Source organism: Methanosarcina horonobensis HB-1 = JCM 15518 (genome assembly GCF_000970285.1).
In the GTDB taxonomy this organism is placed as follows: domain Archaea; phylum Halobacteriota; class Methanosarcinia; order Methanosarcinales; family Methanosarcinaceae; genus Methanosarcina; species Methanosarcina horonobensis.
On record NZ_CP009516.1, the window covers coordinates 4,241,213 to 4,258,401 of the forward strand.

Below are 17,189 nucleotides of genomic sequence, written 5' to 3' on the forward strand. Positions count from 1 at the left end.
GGATTATGTTGATTTTTCCCATTTTTTGCGATTTCTGCTTCCTATCTTGCTTCTAACCTTTGTATGCTGTAGCTTACGGATGTTCCTGATCTGCCCGAGCCTTGTCCCATCCAGCAAATACACTTCGGCGCTTTCAAGTTCTATCCCGCCGGACGAGAAAACCGGACCCAGAAGGTCTTCCTGTGTTGACTCGTTGAAGGGAACGCCTCCGCAGAGTTCGTTAAAAGCAGGCATAATAAAGACCTCAGGATCAGCCCAATCTTTCCTGTCTTCAAAGTCAAGGTTTCCGAAGCGCTCTTTAAGGGCTTCGGCTTTAAACTTAGTCCTGACCCAGGCAGGTTCAACTATGGAGTACCCGAAGGTGTCGGTAAAACGTACTGTGGGATGGTTATGCGCAGTAATCACGTGGGATGCAGCCAGCAGTTCAGGAGCAGGCCAGGTGTGCCCGTGAAAATACCCGATTCCGTCAAGGACAGCCCCCCTGGCCGAATGTACTTTTATACCCTTTTGCCCGCTGAAGAGAAACTCGATTCCTCCATCGTGGTTTCCTGGGAAAATGTCTACATGCGCATGTTCTGCAAGAGTTTCGAGAAAACGAGGGATCTCATCCTTCTCCTGCCAGGACACCTGAGGAACGTTATGCTTTACATCTCCAAGGAGCACTACCCGGTCAGGAGAAACTGCCTGTATATATCCCAGAATCCGGTCCAGTCTGTCTTTCATGCGGCTGGGCAGATTAATCCCGCTTCTGTAGAGATCCCATTCGATTCCCAGATGGATATCGGCAATAACCAAGGCAGTTTCCGTGTTCGTGGCTGTAAGTGCAGGTTCTTCAAGAATAGGTATGATTTCAGGCGGCATAGAAACTCAGCAGGAAGATTGTTCTTAAAACGTGATTGTTCTTAAAACGTGATTGTTCTTAAAACATAATGATTTTAAAATTTAATAGAATATGAGGATAAAATTTCAAGAGGAACGGGGGGTCTCAGGCAGAACCGGCGTCCAGCGTCCAGGTACATAATATGCATGTTATGATATATAAATAAAATAGATGTTATAAAAACATGATGAGACTGAGAATATTTGGTCCAGGAAGGAAAGAAACGTCTAAAAAGTTAAATTGATGTGAAACAATCAGAAGTATGTTTGTTAAATAGAATATTCAGGAAGGGAATAGAATATCCAGAGAAATACAAATGAGAGCAGCAAAACCCGAAGATGTTGAGGAGTTAAAAAAGCTAATATATGAAACAATTGATTCATGTTGTTCCGGCGTTTATCCCTGCGAAGCTATTGACTATTTTAAAGAGTACCGCAATACGCAGAATATCCTTAACGACATACTCAAAGGACACTGCCTGATTCTTACCTGCGGGAGAGAGTTGATAGGGACAGGCACTCTTTTAAGTTCGAACGCCAGAAGGATCTTCGTAAATCCCTTATACCAGAAGATGGGACTCGGAAAAAGGATTATGCGCGGACTTGAAGAGAAGGCTATAAAAGAAAAAGTCCGGATAATGGACCTGGACGCCTCACTTGTAGCCTATTCTTTCTACAGAGCTCTCGGATATCAAACACAGTCAGAAGAGATAATTCAGGTAAAAAACGGGCAAAACTTAAGGTACTATAAAATGGTGAAAAAAATGGTGAAAAACCTCGGACCTCGGAATTAATTAAAATACGGTCCTTGAAGAGGATTGTCCTTAATTGCCTGTTCCTCAGCGAAACGCTGCTTGCTCGGCAGGACATATACATAGGACATATACATAAATGATCCACGTAGCAGTTATTCCGACAAGTCCCATAGCTCTGAAGAAGAGCAGACAATGCGGGAAGGCACCCGTATATAGAATCTACAGAACTGTAATACTGCAAGCGACTGATCATGAGGAAGTTAAGTTTCGTATAAATAAGAGATTTTGAGTACAGGCAATAAAGTTCGAAAATAGTTTCAGGACCAGAGAAAAATTCAGGTCCTGATTTCAGTCTTCACAGAGATAACTCTCGCCTTACATCTCATACTCCAGTATATCCTCGATTGTGTCCACGTACTCGACGTTTATCCCAATATTCTCTTCGATATATTCTTCGGCATCCACTGCTTCCGGAACCCTTTCAACAACAGTAAAGCCGCCTATACTTCTTTCCTCAAGGTTGTAAATAACAAGCTCACTGTTTTCTCTGGGCAGAAGGAACAGAGTTTTCCCTCCGGCTTCTGCTGCTTTAGCTTTTTCAAAGACCCCGCCGATAGCGCCTACATTGCCTTCGTCATCTATGGTACCGGTAAGGGTTACACTGTTATTGAGTTCGGTTCCATTGATTGCAGAGATTGTTAGAAGAGTCATGAGAGCACCTGCACTAGAACCATCAACACCTGGGATTTCCTGATCTGCAGTAATGCTGAAGATAACGTCAGTGCCTGAAAGAGAAACTCCGGTTTCCTGCTGAGCAACGAAAACCGCAGTGTTTGCAGCATCCTGGAAAATCACGCCCATAAGAGGCGTTGTCTGGACAAGCACCCTACCTTTTCCGGCTCTGGTCTCAACCGAGATATTCAGTAGAGCCCCCTCTTCAGAAACAATCTCCCGGATAAAAGGACCTGACCTTTCCAGTTCAATATTCTGAAAGACAGCAGGAGCCTGCAAACTGGCAAAACCCTGCAGACCTGTCGGGCAGGCTTGAAGGTTATTCTCCAGTTCAAAAACTCTCTCCCTGTAATAGTCCAGCTGAGAAGCATAAGACTGGAGAGACTTGTTATTCTGAGTTATTTGTGTTTCGAGTCTTTCATTTTCCCTTTCAAGGGAATTTATCTGTGCCTGCATTTCCTGAACCTGTTCTCCCTCAACCGGAACTTGCTCGAACAGGAGAAGGTAAGCATTCGCAACAAGCGACAGGACAAGGACAAAGGCAAGAAGCTTGGATTTCATATAATGAATTATTTTACCACGGCTGGTACTTATTTCTTCCTAAGACACGTGAAGGGATTCGAAGAATGAAGAAAGAAGAAGATGTGGAATTAATACAAAAAAGGCTGGACTGTGGTGGAATAGTCAGGTCAACGAGTTAAGCTACTTCAAGAAGATTCCTCCTTCGAGCAGGTACACCTCCAGATAGATATTTATGTGGGCTGCCAGCAGCCAGGCTTTAAACTGACCTTTCAGAAGACTTCTTTTTCTTCATCTTCCTTTTTATCTTTCTCATCCTGTTTCCATGTCAGTATTACTTTAAGATTTGCTTCCTTATCCGATTTAGTAATAACTGCCCTTCCATCTGTAGTCAGGCGAAGATTAAAAGCCATCTGTATCTGAGAAGGTCTTCTTTCTGAAGGTATTTCCTCCACAGTATTTCCAACCTTTCTAGAAAACTCCTTAATAAGAAGCATTGCATTGTTAATCGAATCTACGGATTTCTCTTCCACGGCTTTAGGAGAGACGAGAGTCATTTTTATAGTGCCGGGGGCATGCCCCAGTTCGGCTAAAAGCGGCCCTATTTTCACAGCTTCCCTTTCAGATATCTTGTTTTCATCTTTGTTGTTGTTCGTGTTATTACTAACGTCTTTACCAATAACGCTTTTAAGATTCATGCATTACCACCCCAAAATGCAATACAGGGACGTATGACAGGAAAAGAGAACACGCCCCGGAAAAAGCGAATAAGATAGATAAAGTAGTATACAATTGGATAAATAATTGTTGACGCGTTTCATATTTCAGACCTTAGTTTAGATTTCGGATTTTAGATTTCAAATACTATAGTTAAAGACAACGATTAAAATTGAAATCTAAGGTTTAAAGACTGAAAAAGAAGTATTTTTGATTAAAATACAGCACCGAAAAAAAACTGGAAAAAAAATAGGAAGAGAGGCGGATCTAACTCTTTGGCCCTCTTTAACCCTCTTTAACCCTCTTTGACCCTCTTTAACCCTCTTTAACCCTCTTTGACCCTCTTTAACCCTCTTTGACCCTCTTTAACCCTCTTTGACCCTCTTTAACCCTCTTTAACCCTCTTTGACCCTCTTTAACCCCCTTTGACCCGAACTTACTCGAAGAATACTTTTTACTTTAACTTTCTTCGGCTTTTTTTACCTGTGGGCCTTCTTTTGTATCCTGAACAATATACCCCAGAGATTTTATTTTCTCCCTGATCGCATCCGAGGCTGTCCAGTCTTTCTTTTTCCGGGCAGCTTCGCGTTCTTCAACAAGTCTGGAAACTTCCTCAGAGATTTCCTCTTTACCAGCCTGTGCAAAGATACCGAGAACATCTGAAAATCGCTTATAGAGAAAGTGGATTTGTTCCAGAACCTGCCGGCCCCTTCCGGTTTCGAGGTAGACATTGGCTGTGCGCGAAAGCTCTCTAAAAACTGTTATTGCTTTAGGAGTATTGAAATCGTCTTCGAGAGCTTCCCTGAACTGATCCTCAAGTTCAGGTAGGGATTTAAGAATTTTCAGGTCTCCGGGGCTTGATTCGTCTTCCGCATTCTTCAGGGTAAACTCGAGGTTATCAAGGGTTTCTTTAAGTTTCAAATAATTGTTTTTTGCATTTTCTGCAAAGGCTGCTGAATAGTCCAGTTTTTTCCGGTAGTGCACTGAAAGGAACATGAAACGTACAACCTCACCCCCGTATTTTTCAACGATCTCGGGCAGAGTGAAAATATTTCCCTTGGACTTACTCATTTTCTCCCCTTCGACTATCAGGTGCTCTCCATGAACCCAGGTGCATACGAAGGGCTTTCCGGTTGCACCTTCTGACTGGGCGATCTCGTTTTCGTGGTGAGGAAAGATAAGGTCCACGCCTCCAAGGTGCATATCCAGGGTCGGACCAAAACTTTTCATCGCCATTACCGAACATTCAATGTGCCAGCCAGGGCGGATTTTCCCCCAGGGGCTTTCGTAATAGATCCCTCTTTCGATTTCCTCAGGAGTTGAGGCTTTCAGGAGAGCAAAGTCCCTCGGGTTATCCTTGTCGTACTCATCTACATCTACGGATGCGCCAATCATGATATTATCAAAATCGAGCTTTGAAAGCTTGCCATAGCCAGGGAACCCTGAAATCCTGTAATAGACAGACCCTCCTTTTTCGTAAGCCAGCCCCTTTTCGATCAGGTTCCGTGCAAGTTCTATCATACCGTCAACGTTTTCAGTAGCTCTGGGATATGCTGAAGCCCGTTTTATATTCAGCATATCAAGACCTTTAAAGAATTCTGCAGTGTACTTATCCGTAAAGTCCTTAAGAGACATTCCTGCTGTTTTTGAATCCCTGATAGTTTTGTCGTCTATGTCCGTGATGTTCATCACAAGCTTTACCTTAAATCCCAGATACTCAAGAGTCCTGACTATATTGTCAGTCATCAGGAAAGTCCTGTAGTTTCCTATATGAGGCATATTGTAGACCGTGGGCCCGCAGGCATAAATCGAAATCTCGCCTTCTTTTATAGGTTTGAATATCTCTTTTTTTCTTGTCAGGGTATTGTAGACTTGCAGCATTCGGAAGACCTCTGGTTATTAAATTCCGGGTAAATTAGCCCTATCTGCTATTAGCCCTATCTGCTACTATTGCTTCCAATTGCTTTATTACTTTTGCAGCTCCTGCAAATACTCCTGATAAAAAAGCCTGAAGCTTTCGAGCAGAAAAGAGATTCAGGAAAAGCCTTCATCAAACACCGACACCCCAAACCTTTCCAGGATCTTTCCAAGCCGAAAGAGAGGAAGCCCCACTGCATTAAAGAAATCCCCTTCGGTCCTTTCTACCAGGACTGCTCCTTTTCCCTGAGCTGCAAAAGCTCCTGCTTTATCCAGAGGTTCTCCCGTCCTGATGTAAGCTGAAATCCGCTCTTTGCTTAATTCAACCAGCCAGACATTAGTTGATTCGGATTCGCTTACTTCCTTCCCGCTGTCAAGGTCCAGAACTGTAAGCCCGGTTACGACCCTGAACTTTTTTCCGCTAAGCTTTGCCAGCATTTTTTCAGCATTTTCAGGAGAGTCGGGCTTTCCCAGGATTTCCCCATTATAGAGCACCGAGGTATCGGCAGAGATCACAATCCCGGAATCAAAGTGCTTTGACACATCCCTGGCTTTCTCGATAGAGTGCTTCAGAAGCAGCTCTTCAGGGCTTAGACCCTGTAGAGGAGGTTCTTCATAAGAACTCGGGTAAACAACAAAATTATCTCCGATCAGCTGTTTAAGCAGTTCTTTTCGCCTTGGGGATGCGGACGCGAGAATTATCTTACGCATGGGGAAAAAATCTGGATGGATAGGATATATCTCTATGCATGAAAAGAAGAAAAATGGAAATTTTTCATTTATGAGCGGACACTTTCGAAGAACTTTCTTACGTTATACAGCTCTTCAGGTTTTCCCAGGAGGATGCAGGCATCATTTGCCTGAAGAAGGAAATCACCGGCGGGGGTATGGAACAGATTCGCACGCCTGCGGACTGACAGTACGGTTACACCGTGTTTTCTCCTGAAGTCAAGGTCTGCGAGAGTTTTTCCGTCAAAACTCGAGCCTCTTCCCACTTTGAGAACCTGAATATCGATTCCCGGAAGCCCGTCTTTTATACTGAACCCGCTGTCGATGCCTGTGTCAACAGCAAGTTTTCTCAGTCTTCTGTACCCATTAGCCCGCACATCATTTACCATTTTTTCGATATCTTCCCTGGGAACAAGATATTTTTCAAGCAGGCGGACAAAAATCTCTACCGAGGTTTCGTATTCTTCAGGAATAATTTCATCCGCACCAAGAGCATTGAGCCGTTTCATTTCCTGCAGGTCATGTACCTTTGCAATAATGCAGATGCTGGGATTCAATTCCTTTGCAGCCTTGACTATTTTTCTTGTAGCGGAAGCATCAGATATCCCGGTTACAAGGACTCTTGCACTCTTAATTCCTGCATGTTCCAGGACGGCTACAAAGGTTGCATCTCCGTACTGTATTTTTTCTCCTTTCGCTTTCTCCTGTTGCACAGTTTCAGGGTTCATCTCAAGGATGATATAAGGAATACCTGCGGTTTTTGCAGCCTTCGAAACTGTCTTTCCGGAAAAACCAAACCCTACCATTATAAGGTGGTCTTTCATCTGAGGTTCGGTGTTTTCTTCATCATCCAGAGGTTCCGAATAAATACCCTGTACCAGTTTCATGCCAAAAGCCGTGCTTGAAGCCTTCCTGACAATAAAATCGGCAGGCCTGTAAGAAGCATTGATTACAAAGGGGGTTACTCCCATGGTAAGAATTGAAACTGCCAGAAAAGTCTGGTAGGTTTCCTCTGTCAGGAGCGAGTATTCGAGACCCAGTCTCGACAGGACAAAAGAGAATTCTCCTACCTGAGACAGCGCAAGCCCTGTCAGTATGGTTGTACGGAGAGGAGATCCGAGAAGGAAAGTTACAAACCCTCCGGCCATTAATTTTACGATAATGAGAGTAATTGTTGCAAGAACAATGAGAGTCAGGTGATCAAGCAGATAACCGACGTCCAGAAGCATGCCTACGGACACGAAAAAAAAACTCATAAACATGTCTTTTAAAGGCAGGATATTACCCATTGCCTGATGGCTGTATTGAGACCCTGAGATAACGATCCCGGCTAAAAAGGCCCCAAGAGCCAGAGATAATCCAATGCTTGAGGTAAAGATAGCTGCTGATAAGCAGATGAAAACAACACTGACGAAGAAGAGCTGTTTACTGCCGGTCTTACCTACATGGTAAAATATCCAGGGAACAATGAACTTGGCACTCAGGATAAAAGCCAGGATAATCAGGGAACCTTTGAAGAAGATATTCGGAAGCGCACCCTCAAAACTCACGGAACCTCCTGCAAGCACAGGAGTAATCAGGATAAGGGGCACGATAGCAAGGTCCTGAAATATCAGGATTGCTAACGAGGTTTTTCCATGTGGAGTATAGACTTCACTTCTGTCCTGAAGAACCTTAAGAACTATTGCAGTACTGCTAAGCGAGATAAGGAACCCTATAAAGGTAGATGTAGCAGGACTGAATCCAAGCCCTGTGCAGACAATCAGGACAATCGCTGTTGTAAAGAGGATCTGGAGAGTTCCTCCTACCATTACAGCCTTTTTCATCTTCCAGAGCTCTTTTAAAGATAGGTCAACCCCAATCGTAAAAAGCAGGAAAATGATACCGAGTTCGGCATTGAGCTCCATATTTTGCCCGCTGTCCAGAATCCCAAGACCATGAGGCCCAATCAGCATTCCGGTAACAAGAAAGCCCAGTACCGGAGGGACTTCAAATTTATAAAATATGGTAAGGATGAGGATGGCAAAGCCGAGAATCACATCAACATGTGCAAGTACAGAAAACTCCATTTCGTTTTTGCTCCTCAGAATTTAGAATAAACACATTTTAAGGTATCCTCAAGTGAAGTTTATTAAATATTTAAGAAGTTTGAGAGATCGGAACATGGAGAACATGGTAGTGCAGAACAATCAGACACTTATAATTACCCGCCCCGGAAAACCATCTGCCGCAAAACATCTATTGCAAATCATCTCTTGCAGGTATTGATTGCAAATTGTCTGTTGCAGGTCGTCTATTTCAAGTTAACAAATATTTATCAAGAGATATAATATTTTCGGTAGAGAAAAAACGAAATAAATAGGTGAATATAGAATTTTTCAGTAGGCTCCGATGTTTTTCTGATTAATATCTTTATCCAGGGTTAGTAAAAAACTTAATCCCTTAATTTAGGATTACCATACCTTCGGGATTAGCCTGTAAGTTCTCTTTGTATACTCCCTGTACCCTTTCACTTTCCGAACTAAGACCTCTTCTTCGAGCTTCAACCTGTACAGGAACAGGAAAATAAGTAATGTCGAAATGCCGAGAGAGTAATATGCATTGAGTATAAGGGGAATACCAGCAGCCTGCAGGAGATTCCCTGCATAAGCCGGATGTCTTATAAACCTGTACGGCCCGCTTTCGATAAGCTCATGGTTATCCCTGATTTCAATATGAGCAGAGAAGTACTCTCCCAGAGTCCATATACCCCATGCCCTGAGGACCGTTCCGGATACTGTCAGCACTGTCCCGGCGGCGGTAACTGCAAAAGAATACCTGGGAAAAAAGCTGTATTCAAGAACAGGAACAATTAAAAGCAGCCACCAGAAAAATAAAAGCATGTTGCGAGTCCATTTACTTGACTGTACTCCTGACAGGTCTGATCCCCTGTATGCGAATTTTTCTGCCCGCAGATAGAATATAAGAACTCCTGCATAAACATAAACTGGCAGATGATAAAAAGAGTTCCAGTTTCTGTCCAGAATTATCCAGGTTTCAACTGCCAGTAACAGCATAAATATGCTTATGATCCAGCTAATACGATCTTCATTCTTGTTTTTGAGCTTAACCATTTACTATTTTAATTAAAGTAATTGTTTTTGTATTTTTCTAATTTCTCAGTAAATCCATGAGAAAGCGCAAAAAGCGGATGAGGCTTTAAAAGGTTTGATATCTCGCCAGAAGTCATGAAAAATAACCGTCAAAAATATCATTGTTGGCAACTTTATTCGGTAATATGAAAGAAGCTCTTCTTCTTATTGATATCCAGAATGACTATTTTCCAGCCGGCAGGATGGAACTTGCTGGCATGGAAGACGCAGCAAAAAAAGTATCTGCCCTTCTAGAATTGTTCCGTAACGCAGGCAAACCGATTTTCTTTATCAGGCATCTTTCTACCAAGTCAGGAGCTGCATTTTTCATACCAGGAACTTCCGGAGCAGATATCCACGTCAGTGTCCAGCCCCTTCAAGGAGAAACAGTCATTGAGAAGCATTTTCCGAATAGTTTTTTCCAGACCGAACTTCTCTCACGGCTGAAAGAGGCAGATGTGACATATCTGGTAGTCTGTGGGGCAATGAGCCATATGTGTATCGATACTACCGTCAGGGCTGCAAAGGAACTTGGCTTCACATCTACCCTAATTGCCGATGCCTGTGCCACTCGCGACCTCAAATTAAAAGACGAAATCCTGCCTGCATATGTTGTTCATTCTGTTTTCATGGCTGCACTGGACGGTATGTTTGCAAATGTTATGACCACAAACGAGTACATTTCTTGAAAACTCCCTTTTCAGGGTTCCTTACTGAAACTCATTATAATAAATTGTTCACTTTCTGAGGCTTAAACTTCTGGTTTTTTGAAGTTTTCCTGACTTTGTTCTGACTTTTTAGAGTTTTGTTTTGACTTTTCGGAAGAGAGCCTCCCATAAAGTTTTGTGAAGGGAGTCGCAGTTATCCCGTGGAGCACAATGGACATACAAATTACCAGACTGACAACAGGCCATATCTCTTCTGTTCCGGTCTGTATAATTGAGAACTGGGCATAGTAAAAGGCTGCTATTCCAACAGGGCCAAACCAGCCTGCAAGAAGAGAGTTCAGATTGCTTTTGATAACGGGCACAAGGGGTCTAATAAGAAAAAGGATAGGTATTCGGTGCAGCAATAAAATTAAGAAAGCCAGGAGTAAGCCATTCCATCCGAGTTTTATCCATTCCTGCCAGGGTGCGACCAGGCCTAAAAGGGTGAACACGGGAATCGTGAAGAAACGGTCCATACCTTCCACTACCCGGTCTTCATCATATCTTTGTTTTGCAGTCGAAGTCATGTTAAAGAGTGTTCCGGCAGCGAAAACAGCAAGAATCCCATCGCTCCCTAATAATTTTACGCTGCCAAGTACGATCAGTGCCATAGCAAGAGTATAGGAAACATAAGAAGATTGGTCAATAGTCTTTTTGCTTAGAGCTGTCCTTAAGAGATATCCGGCAATATAGCCAATTATAGCTCCAAGAGCTACAGCAGCGCCAACCTCCCAGAGGAGGGTATGTATCAGCCAGTGGCTTATAGCCTCTTCAGGCCTGCAGGTAATCAGGAGAATTGGAAGCAGTACGAAAGGGTAACCTAATCCATCGTTGGAACCGGATTCTACTGAGATTAAGTACCTTAGATTTTCAGGAAGGTTATCTTTAGCCAGTTTTCCGCTCAGGATGGATAGTGAAAGAATCGGGTCAGTTGGGGTCATGATCGCACCCATGAGTAGAGCTAACAGGAAACTGAAGTCCAGAATCCAGTAGATAAGCAGACTATTTATTATCCACATAAAAGGCATTACAATTCCAAGCATAGGAACTATGGAGCGCCAATTTTTGAGAGTATAGGTATAAGGAATTCTGAGAGCCACACCCATAACACCGATAGCAAGAGACGTTCTGGCAGCTTCTTGCAGCAGGTAATGGTTCCAGAAACCTGAATTGAAAACAGGTGAAGTTATTAAACTCAGCAAAAAACCCACTATCAAAGCTATAAAAGGTTGTGAGAAGTTCCATTTCCTAATAAGCTGAGAGACGATTCCAAGAAAAAGAACAAGTGAGCCTACAACCACCAGAATAATATTTAGAGCAGTTTCCGTCATCTCACTAACCCTGTTAATTTGAACTGTTTATATCGGTAAAAGAAAAAAGATTAATTAAACAGGTCCTTGTCCAAAAAATAAATAGATCCTAATCCGAAAATAATCTAAAAAGCAAGAATTTACCCTATTTCTTAACAGTAAATAAAAGGTAGTTAGTATTAAAAAACACTACCTTCCAGAAGAAGTAATTCAAGTCGCTCTGCCGTGATGACAGGTAACTTTGCCTGTCGAGCAGTATACTCCAGAAATATCCTCAGGAGGAGGAACCTCTCCTGCGGGCATATTCTCCATTTTCTGTTTTAAACTCTTAATTTGTCCTGCGCACAGCTACTGTCACCTGAACAGGACAGTGTGAGCATTGACACTTATTAATATTTGCCGACACATAAGGAACTTTAAAACAGACAAAATATGTCTGTGCTGTACTTCAGGCATTCCAGACTCTCAGTCTCCGAATTTTTTCGAACTTATAACAGGATATCCTGCATCTATCCAGGCATTAATCCCGCCCTGCATATTGTAGACATCTGAGTATCCTGCATTTACAAGGATTGTGCTGGCTGAAACGCTTCTGTGTCCTGATCTGCAATAGACCAGTATTTTTTTATCTTCAGGAACCTCATCTATCCGGGCTTCAAGAAGACTATCCGGACTCAAATATGAACCGCCGGAATTGGTTACAGGAATAAGGACTGCACCTTCTATATGCGATGAGTTAAACTCGGAAGGCGTACGGACATCAAGTATGAATACATCTTCTTTTTCTATCAGTTCCTTTGCTTTTTCAACGGTTATGTTCTTAATTCCTGCAGGACTATCTTGAGCCCGCGGAGCAAAGATCATTATTGCAATCAGAAGTACTAAAAAAGAAGCTAAGTATACTAAGTTTTGTTTGTCCAATCAGAGACTCTCCTTATTCATTAACAAAGATAGAAACAAGAGAATCCTGAACAGAAAAGGATCTCTTAAACTGTTACCGATAATAACAGGCTTATCTGAATATAAAACAATTACGGAGCACTCCAAAATTTCAGCCTGCCTCTCTGTCGTTTTTGGTCCCTGGTCACAGCATATAAGCCTTATGTAAAACGATTCAGTAAATCCATGTTAGACCAAAAACCGGCAGCGTAAAAATTATCAAATAACACTTTACTGCAAAAAGTTGAGTAATGTCTGTCACTCCAATTTATGCAGAGATAATGAAACACTATCAAAAACTAAAACATTATCATCAAACACAAAAATAGAAAATTAGACCAGTTCGTCGGCCCATTCTGATGAATATCAGTCAGCACTCCACAGGACTCACGTAGTTGAACTTAAAAACTTGCAGCATAGAACTCCAAACTGCTAAAATACAGTATTTATAACAGATTTGTTCATGCTTAATTTCCGATCAAGTGCTTAAGTTCTAACATGAGAGACCTATAAGACCTATATTACATGTTACTGGAGGCTAAGAGTTATTGCCCCTTTAATAACGCAGGACCGTACGAACAAGTCTTTATTGGTTTTCTACTTGTTATTCTAGCCTTACATTTTGTACTTTACCTTACCACCAGTTGCCGAAGCCGCCGCGGCAGCCGAGGTTGCATTTGTTGACTTCCCCGATGGCACCTCTTAGGTTAAACACTTTAATGCAGGGATCGCAGCAGTCTCCCTTCCCAAACCAGTTGTTTCCAAAGCCACAGTTTCCAAATCCACCAAAGCCGCAGTCAAACCTATCGCCAAAGCCACACTTGCCGCCTCTCCAGTCTCCGGCACTTGCTGAGGTAGCTGTCAGTGACGCTACGAAAAGGACTGCCAGGAAAATACCCAGTACTTTTCTCATTTCCATTGATTTATACCCTCCAAAATTTTCTTATTTCCGATACAATTTAAGATTTGTTGACTTTTAGATCCCAGCTTCCATATGTGAAGAAACGGTGTAACAATTGCATGTCAATTAATCATCTGATAATAAATGTAGATAATTAACTGACAGGTATTACACCTACTATGTACATATGAAAGTGATTTCGACATGTATCAACAAATTGTATCCAACACAAAATAAGTATTAGAATTATATAATATATGGAGAAATATAAATTAGGAAAGAAAATATATAAAAATATAAATTTTTTTATATATATTTGATAACCGTTTTGTCAAAACATTACATAATATTCATCGACGTAGTGAAATATATTTACGGCATATTATTTCAACCAAAAAAATAGCCTGAAAAAATATAAAAAATAAAGTATACTTAAGAAAAATACTAAGGAAAAAACAAGAAAAAATAATAAAGGAAAAATTAATTATTTTAACTGAATTTAGTTTTATATGAGTGAACTACCCCTCCCTGCTTTCTTCGAAAGCGAGGACGGAGCTTCCTTCGAGTGATTACGTCACTTGGATATTTGCAGAATGCATGTATCCATCAGTAAACCTGTTTGTCGAAGATTATCAGAAAACTTCTGATAGCCTGTCCACAGGGCATTCTGTGATAAGAACCGCTTCATAATATTGATAGCACTATTTCTATCTCTATCAATTACGTTTCCACAATCACATTTCATAGTCCGTTCATAAAGAGGCATCTCGTGTCTTTTTCCACAAACATAACACTCTTTTGAAGTATAGCTTTCATCAATTTTTATTACCCTTTTACCTATAAATTCTGCTTTATAGGCTAAAAATTCGATGAAGCGAGATAAATATCCTTGATTTTGGGTTGATATATTTTGAGAACGTTTTCTTTTTCCTTTTAACTTCCTAGATTGAGCCATTTCCTTGACACTAAGATCACCAACAATTATAGTATTGGCTTTAGTGTTCTCAATCATGGTTTTAGAAAGCTTATGCCGAAAATCTTTGATCTGATTAGATTTCTTTGCTTCTATTTTTCTATATGTTTTGTGTAGTCTATTCCATCTCTTGCTTCCTTCTTTACAATGATCTCTTCTGGATTTAATTAGATCTATCTTCGAATTCCAATATTTATCTGTTCTTGCTGTTTTAACTTCAAAGAATTTTCCTTGAGTGTTTATTGCTGTCACTATTTTTGTAATTCCTAAGTCTATTGCTTGATACAAATCGTTATCAACATACTCTGTGATTGGAGTTTCTTCGTATGTTATGGATACAAAGAATTTTCCTCTGCCCTTATATGGATCATCATTGTAAATTTCAATCTGCTTGATTGCCAACAAATCAAATGCGTTTCCTACTTCGAAAGATAATGGGATTTCATTTACCTTATGAGAGAAACTGAGTTTTCCATCCTTGATTTTGAATCCGCTTTGATTGTAAACCAGAGTCATAAAATATTTTCCACTTCTGAATTTTGGTGGTCTTGCAGATTTATCACTATTTTTCCAGAGCGAAAAGAATGATTTATAACTAGCATCGAGCTTTTTCAGAACTGATTGCAGTACTTTAGAATACACTATATTGTACTCAGGAAATTTTTCTTTTAATGTTGGAAGCTGATTCTGTTGTTCTACATACTTTACACTTCTCTGTTCAGTTTTCCATGCTTCTTTTCTTTCAGCTAGAGCGAAATTATAGAGGCATCTACACTGTTCCGAGAGTTGCCAAAGAACATCTACCTGTTCTTCAGTTGGATTTATCTTGATCTTCTTCGTCAGATGCATATTTGCCTTGATTCTCCACATATTTTTTAAGTGCGTCTAGGGTTACCTGCCCTGTCGATGCTATAAAATACGATCTTGACCAGAACATATCTTTCCATAACATAGTTTTTACTTCAGGAAAATTTTTTCGAATCTCCCTTGAAGTTATTGTTTTGATGGTGTTAATGTACTTTGGAATATCGAGTGAAGGTTTTGCTGAAAATAATAAATGAAAGTGATCTTTGTCACACTCTATATTCAACACTTCAACTTTGAAGGTTTCACTTATGTTATGGATTTTAGTTTTGAGAAAATCAATAATTAGAGGATTAGTTAGAGCCTTTCTTCTATATTTCACACATTGGACGAAATGATAATGGAGTGAATATACAGAATGGCTTCCTCGATCCAGTTTACACTGCATAGTTATCACTATATTGATATAACTATAAGTATAATAATTATGCTAATGTTGTTTTGTAGAAGTTGACGGCTTTCATCCCCCACCTGCCAGCCTGATGGCTGTCGAGGAAGGGGACTTCCCGCCTTAGAGTTAAAGACATTTAATAAAAATAATCATGCAAAGTTAGCTCTCATCAAAGATAAGAGCATCATAAGGAAATTATAGTGGATTTTTAGTGATTGAAATATTCTAGCGAATTACTATTATCCGACCTTCCGCAGATGTCTTCAAAAAACTAACATTTTTCCTGCTATCGTTTTTGGAGTATTAGTCGAAAATCTGCATTTGTTGTCTCAACTGAAACTTCGGGAAATAGCTGCTGGAAGTTTTCAACGAAGGCAAGAGGGCGAAAATTGTGGGACATTTCAAAAACACATGTTTGAGTAACCAGGGAGATTTTCAGAAAAAACGATAGCAGGAAAAATTATGAAAATTGAAAGGACATCTGCGGAAGGTCAGTATTATAATAAGAATGGCAATATTACTCAGGGGGATAGTTTTGAGTAAAGAGGCTGACGGAAAAGAAAAAGGTTATAAATAAGATAAAGGAATGTCAGACAAAAAAAGATCAAATAAACAGTTTTACTTAATTTATGGAATAATTCTGGTTATAGTCCTTTTTATAGCATATCTTCTTCTAATGAAACACTATCAAAAACTGAGACATTATCAAACACAAAAAATAGAAATTAGACCAGTTCATCGGCCCATTCTGATGAATATCAGTCAGCACTCCACAGGACTCACGTAGTTGAACTTAAAAACTTGCAGCATAGAACTCCAAACTGCTAAAATACAGTATTTATAACAGATTTGTTCATGCTTAATTTCCGATCAAGTGCTTAAGTTCTAACATGAGAGACCTATAAGACCTATATTACATGTTACTGGAGGCTAAGAGTTATTGCCCCTTTAATAACGCAGGACCGTACGAACAAGTCTTTATTGGTTTTCTGCTTGTTATTCTAGCCTTACGTTTATGTACTTTACTTTACCACCAGTTGCCGAAGCCGCCGAAGCCACCGCAGCCGAGGTTGCATTTGTTGACTTCTGAGACGGCACCTCTTAGGTTAAACACTTTAATGCAGGGATCGCAGCAGTCTCCCCCCCTATCCCAGTCAAACCATTTGCCTGGGAACCAGCCGTCTCCAAAGCCACAGTCTCCCCACCAGTCATCCCCGGCACTTGCCGAGGTAGCTGTCAGTGACGCTACGAAAAGGACTGCCAGGAAAATACCTAGTACCTTTCTCATTTCCATTGATTTATACCCTCCAAAATTTTCTTATTTTCGATACAATTTAAGATTTGTTGACTTTTAGATCTCAGCTTCCATATGTGAAGAAACAGTGTAATAATTGTATGCCAATTAATAATCTGATAATAAACCTAGATAATTAACTGACAGGTATTACACCTACTATGTACATATGAAAGTGATTTCGACATGTATCAACAAATTGTATCCAACACAAAATAAGTATTAGAATTATATAATATATGGAGAAATATAAATTAGGAAAGAAAATATACAAAAATATAAATTTTTTTATATATATTTGATAGCCGTTTCGTCAAAACATTATATAATATTTATCACCGAATCTGAATATATTTACTGTATATTTTTCAACCAAAAAATGCCCTGAAAAAATATAAAAAATAAAGCTTACTTAAGAACACAGTAAGGGA

15 protein-coding genes are annotated in these 17,189 nt (G+C 40.4%); 2 read left to right on the plus strand and 13 right to left on the minus strand.

Annotated elements, in window-relative coordinates; translation table 11 throughout:
* Positions 1 to 3 precede the first annotated feature (3 nt).
* The gene (locus MSHOH_RS18470) at positions 4 to 861 is read right to left on the minus strand and encodes a metallophosphoesterase (protein WP_048141886.1); all 858 of its coding nucleotides are present in this window, start codon (positions 859 to 861) and stop codon (positions 4 to 6) included.
* A 335-nt stretch (positions 862 to 1,196) separates the two neighbouring features.
* Here MSHOH_RS18470 and MSHOH_RS22395 point away from each other — a divergent pair, with 335 nt between their 5' ends.
* Positions 1,197 to 1,673, plus strand: coding sequence for a GNAT family N-acetyltransferase (locus tag MSHOH_RS22395; RefSeq protein WP_052730927.1), 477 nt, complete (start codon positions 1,197 to 1,199; stop codon positions 1,671 to 1,673).
* Between the two features lie 336 nt (positions 1,674 to 2,009).
* Here the strand turns inward: MSHOH_RS22395 and MSHOH_RS18480 are convergent, their stop codons facing one another.
* The 6 genes from MSHOH_RS18480 to MSHOH_RS22400 all read right to left on the minus strand — a co-directional run bounded on the left by MSHOH_RS18480 (position 2,010) and on the right by MSHOH_RS22400 (position 9,361).
* Complete coding sequence (locus MSHOH_RS18480) at positions 2,010 to 2,927, minus strand: S16 family serine protease (protein WP_048141888.1); 918 nt, start codon at positions 2,925 to 2,927, stop codon at positions 2,010 to 2,012.
* Positions 2,928 to 3,157: 230 nt separating this feature from the next.
* Positions 3,158 to 3,583, minus strand: a complete 426-nt coding sequence (locus MSHOH_RS18485; protein WP_048141890.1) for a CU044_2847 family protein — start codon at positions 3,581 to 3,583, stop codon at positions 3,158 to 3,160.
* A gap of 478 nt (positions 3,584 to 4,061) precedes the next feature.
* Positions 4,062 to 5,483 (minus strand): cysteine--tRNA ligase, encoded by a 1,422-nt coding sequence (cysS, locus tag MSHOH_RS18490; protein WP_048141892.1) that lies wholly within the window; start codon positions 5,481 to 5,483, stop codon positions 4,062 to 4,064.
* Positions 5,484 to 5,636: 153 nt separating this feature from the next.
* Complete coding sequence (locus MSHOH_RS18495; RefSeq protein WP_048141893.1) at positions 5,637 to 6,230, minus strand: Maf family nucleotide pyrophosphatase; 594 nt, start codon at positions 6,228 to 6,230, stop codon at positions 5,637 to 5,639.
* Between the two features lie 68 nt (positions 6,231 to 6,298).
* On the minus strand, positions 6,299 to 8,317 hold the full coding sequence (locus MSHOH_RS18500; RefSeq protein ID WP_048141895.1) for a cation:proton antiporter: 2,019 nt from the start codon (positions 8,315 to 8,317) through the stop codon (positions 6,299 to 6,301).
* Positions 8,318 to 8,701: 384 nt separating this feature from the next.
* A complete protein-coding gene (locus MSHOH_RS22400; RefSeq protein ID WP_082089419.1) occupies positions 8,702 to 9,361 on the minus strand; it encodes a methyltransferase family protein in 660 nt (219 codons plus the stop codon).
* A gap of 143 nt (positions 9,362 to 9,504) precedes the next feature.
* Between MSHOH_RS22400 and MSHOH_RS18510 the strand changes: the two genes are divergently transcribed.
* Positions 9,505 to 10,068 carry a cysteine hydrolase family protein gene (locus MSHOH_RS18510; RefSeq protein ID WP_239451056.1) on the plus strand — a complete coding sequence of 188 codons (564 nt, stop codon included), beginning with the start codon at positions 9,505 to 9,507 and terminating at the stop codon, positions 10,066 to 10,068.
* A 62-nt stretch (positions 10,069 to 10,130) separates the two neighbouring features.
* Here MSHOH_RS18510 and MSHOH_RS18515 read toward each other — a convergent pair whose 3' ends face one another.
* The 6 genes from MSHOH_RS18515 to MSHOH_RS18540 all read right to left on the minus strand — a co-directional run bounded on the left by MSHOH_RS18515 (position 10,131) and on the right by MSHOH_RS18540 (position 16,752).
* A complete protein-coding gene (locus MSHOH_RS18515; RefSeq protein WP_048141896.1) occupies positions 10,131 to 11,417 on the minus strand; it encodes a cation:proton antiporter domain-containing protein in 1,287 nt (428 codons plus the stop codon).
* Between the two features lie 444 nt (positions 11,418 to 11,861).
* Positions 11,862 to 12,317, minus strand: coding sequence for a rhodanese-like domain-containing protein (locus MSHOH_RS18520; RefSeq protein WP_048141898.1), 456 nt, complete (start codon positions 12,315 to 12,317; stop codon positions 11,862 to 11,864).
* Between the two features lie 652 nt (positions 12,318 to 12,969).
* Complete coding sequence (locus MSHOH_RS18525; protein ID WP_048141900.1) at positions 12,970 to 13,254, minus strand: hypothetical protein; 285 nt, start codon at positions 13,252 to 13,254, stop codon at positions 12,970 to 12,972.
* Between the two features lie 556 nt (positions 13,255 to 13,810).
* Positions 13,811 to 15,058 (minus strand): RNA-guided endonuclease InsQ/TnpB family protein, encoded by a 1,248-nt coding sequence (locus tag MSHOH_RS18530; protein ID WP_048141901.1) that lies wholly within the window; start codon positions 15,056 to 15,058, stop codon positions 13,811 to 13,813.
* Positions 15,021 to 15,461, minus strand: coding sequence for an IS200/IS605 family transposase (gene tnpA / locus MSHOH_RS18535; protein WP_048141902.1), 441 nt, complete (start codon positions 15,459 to 15,461; stop codon positions 15,021 to 15,023). Before tnpA ends, MSHOH_RS18530 begins: the two co-directional genes overlap by 38 nt.
* Before the next feature lie 1,030 nt (positions 15,462 to 16,491).
* Positions 16,492 to 16,752, minus strand: coding sequence for a hypothetical protein (locus tag MSHOH_RS18540; protein WP_158024237.1), 261 nt, complete (start codon positions 16,750 to 16,752; stop codon positions 16,492 to 16,494).
* Positions 16,753 to 17,189 lie beyond the last annotated feature (437 nt).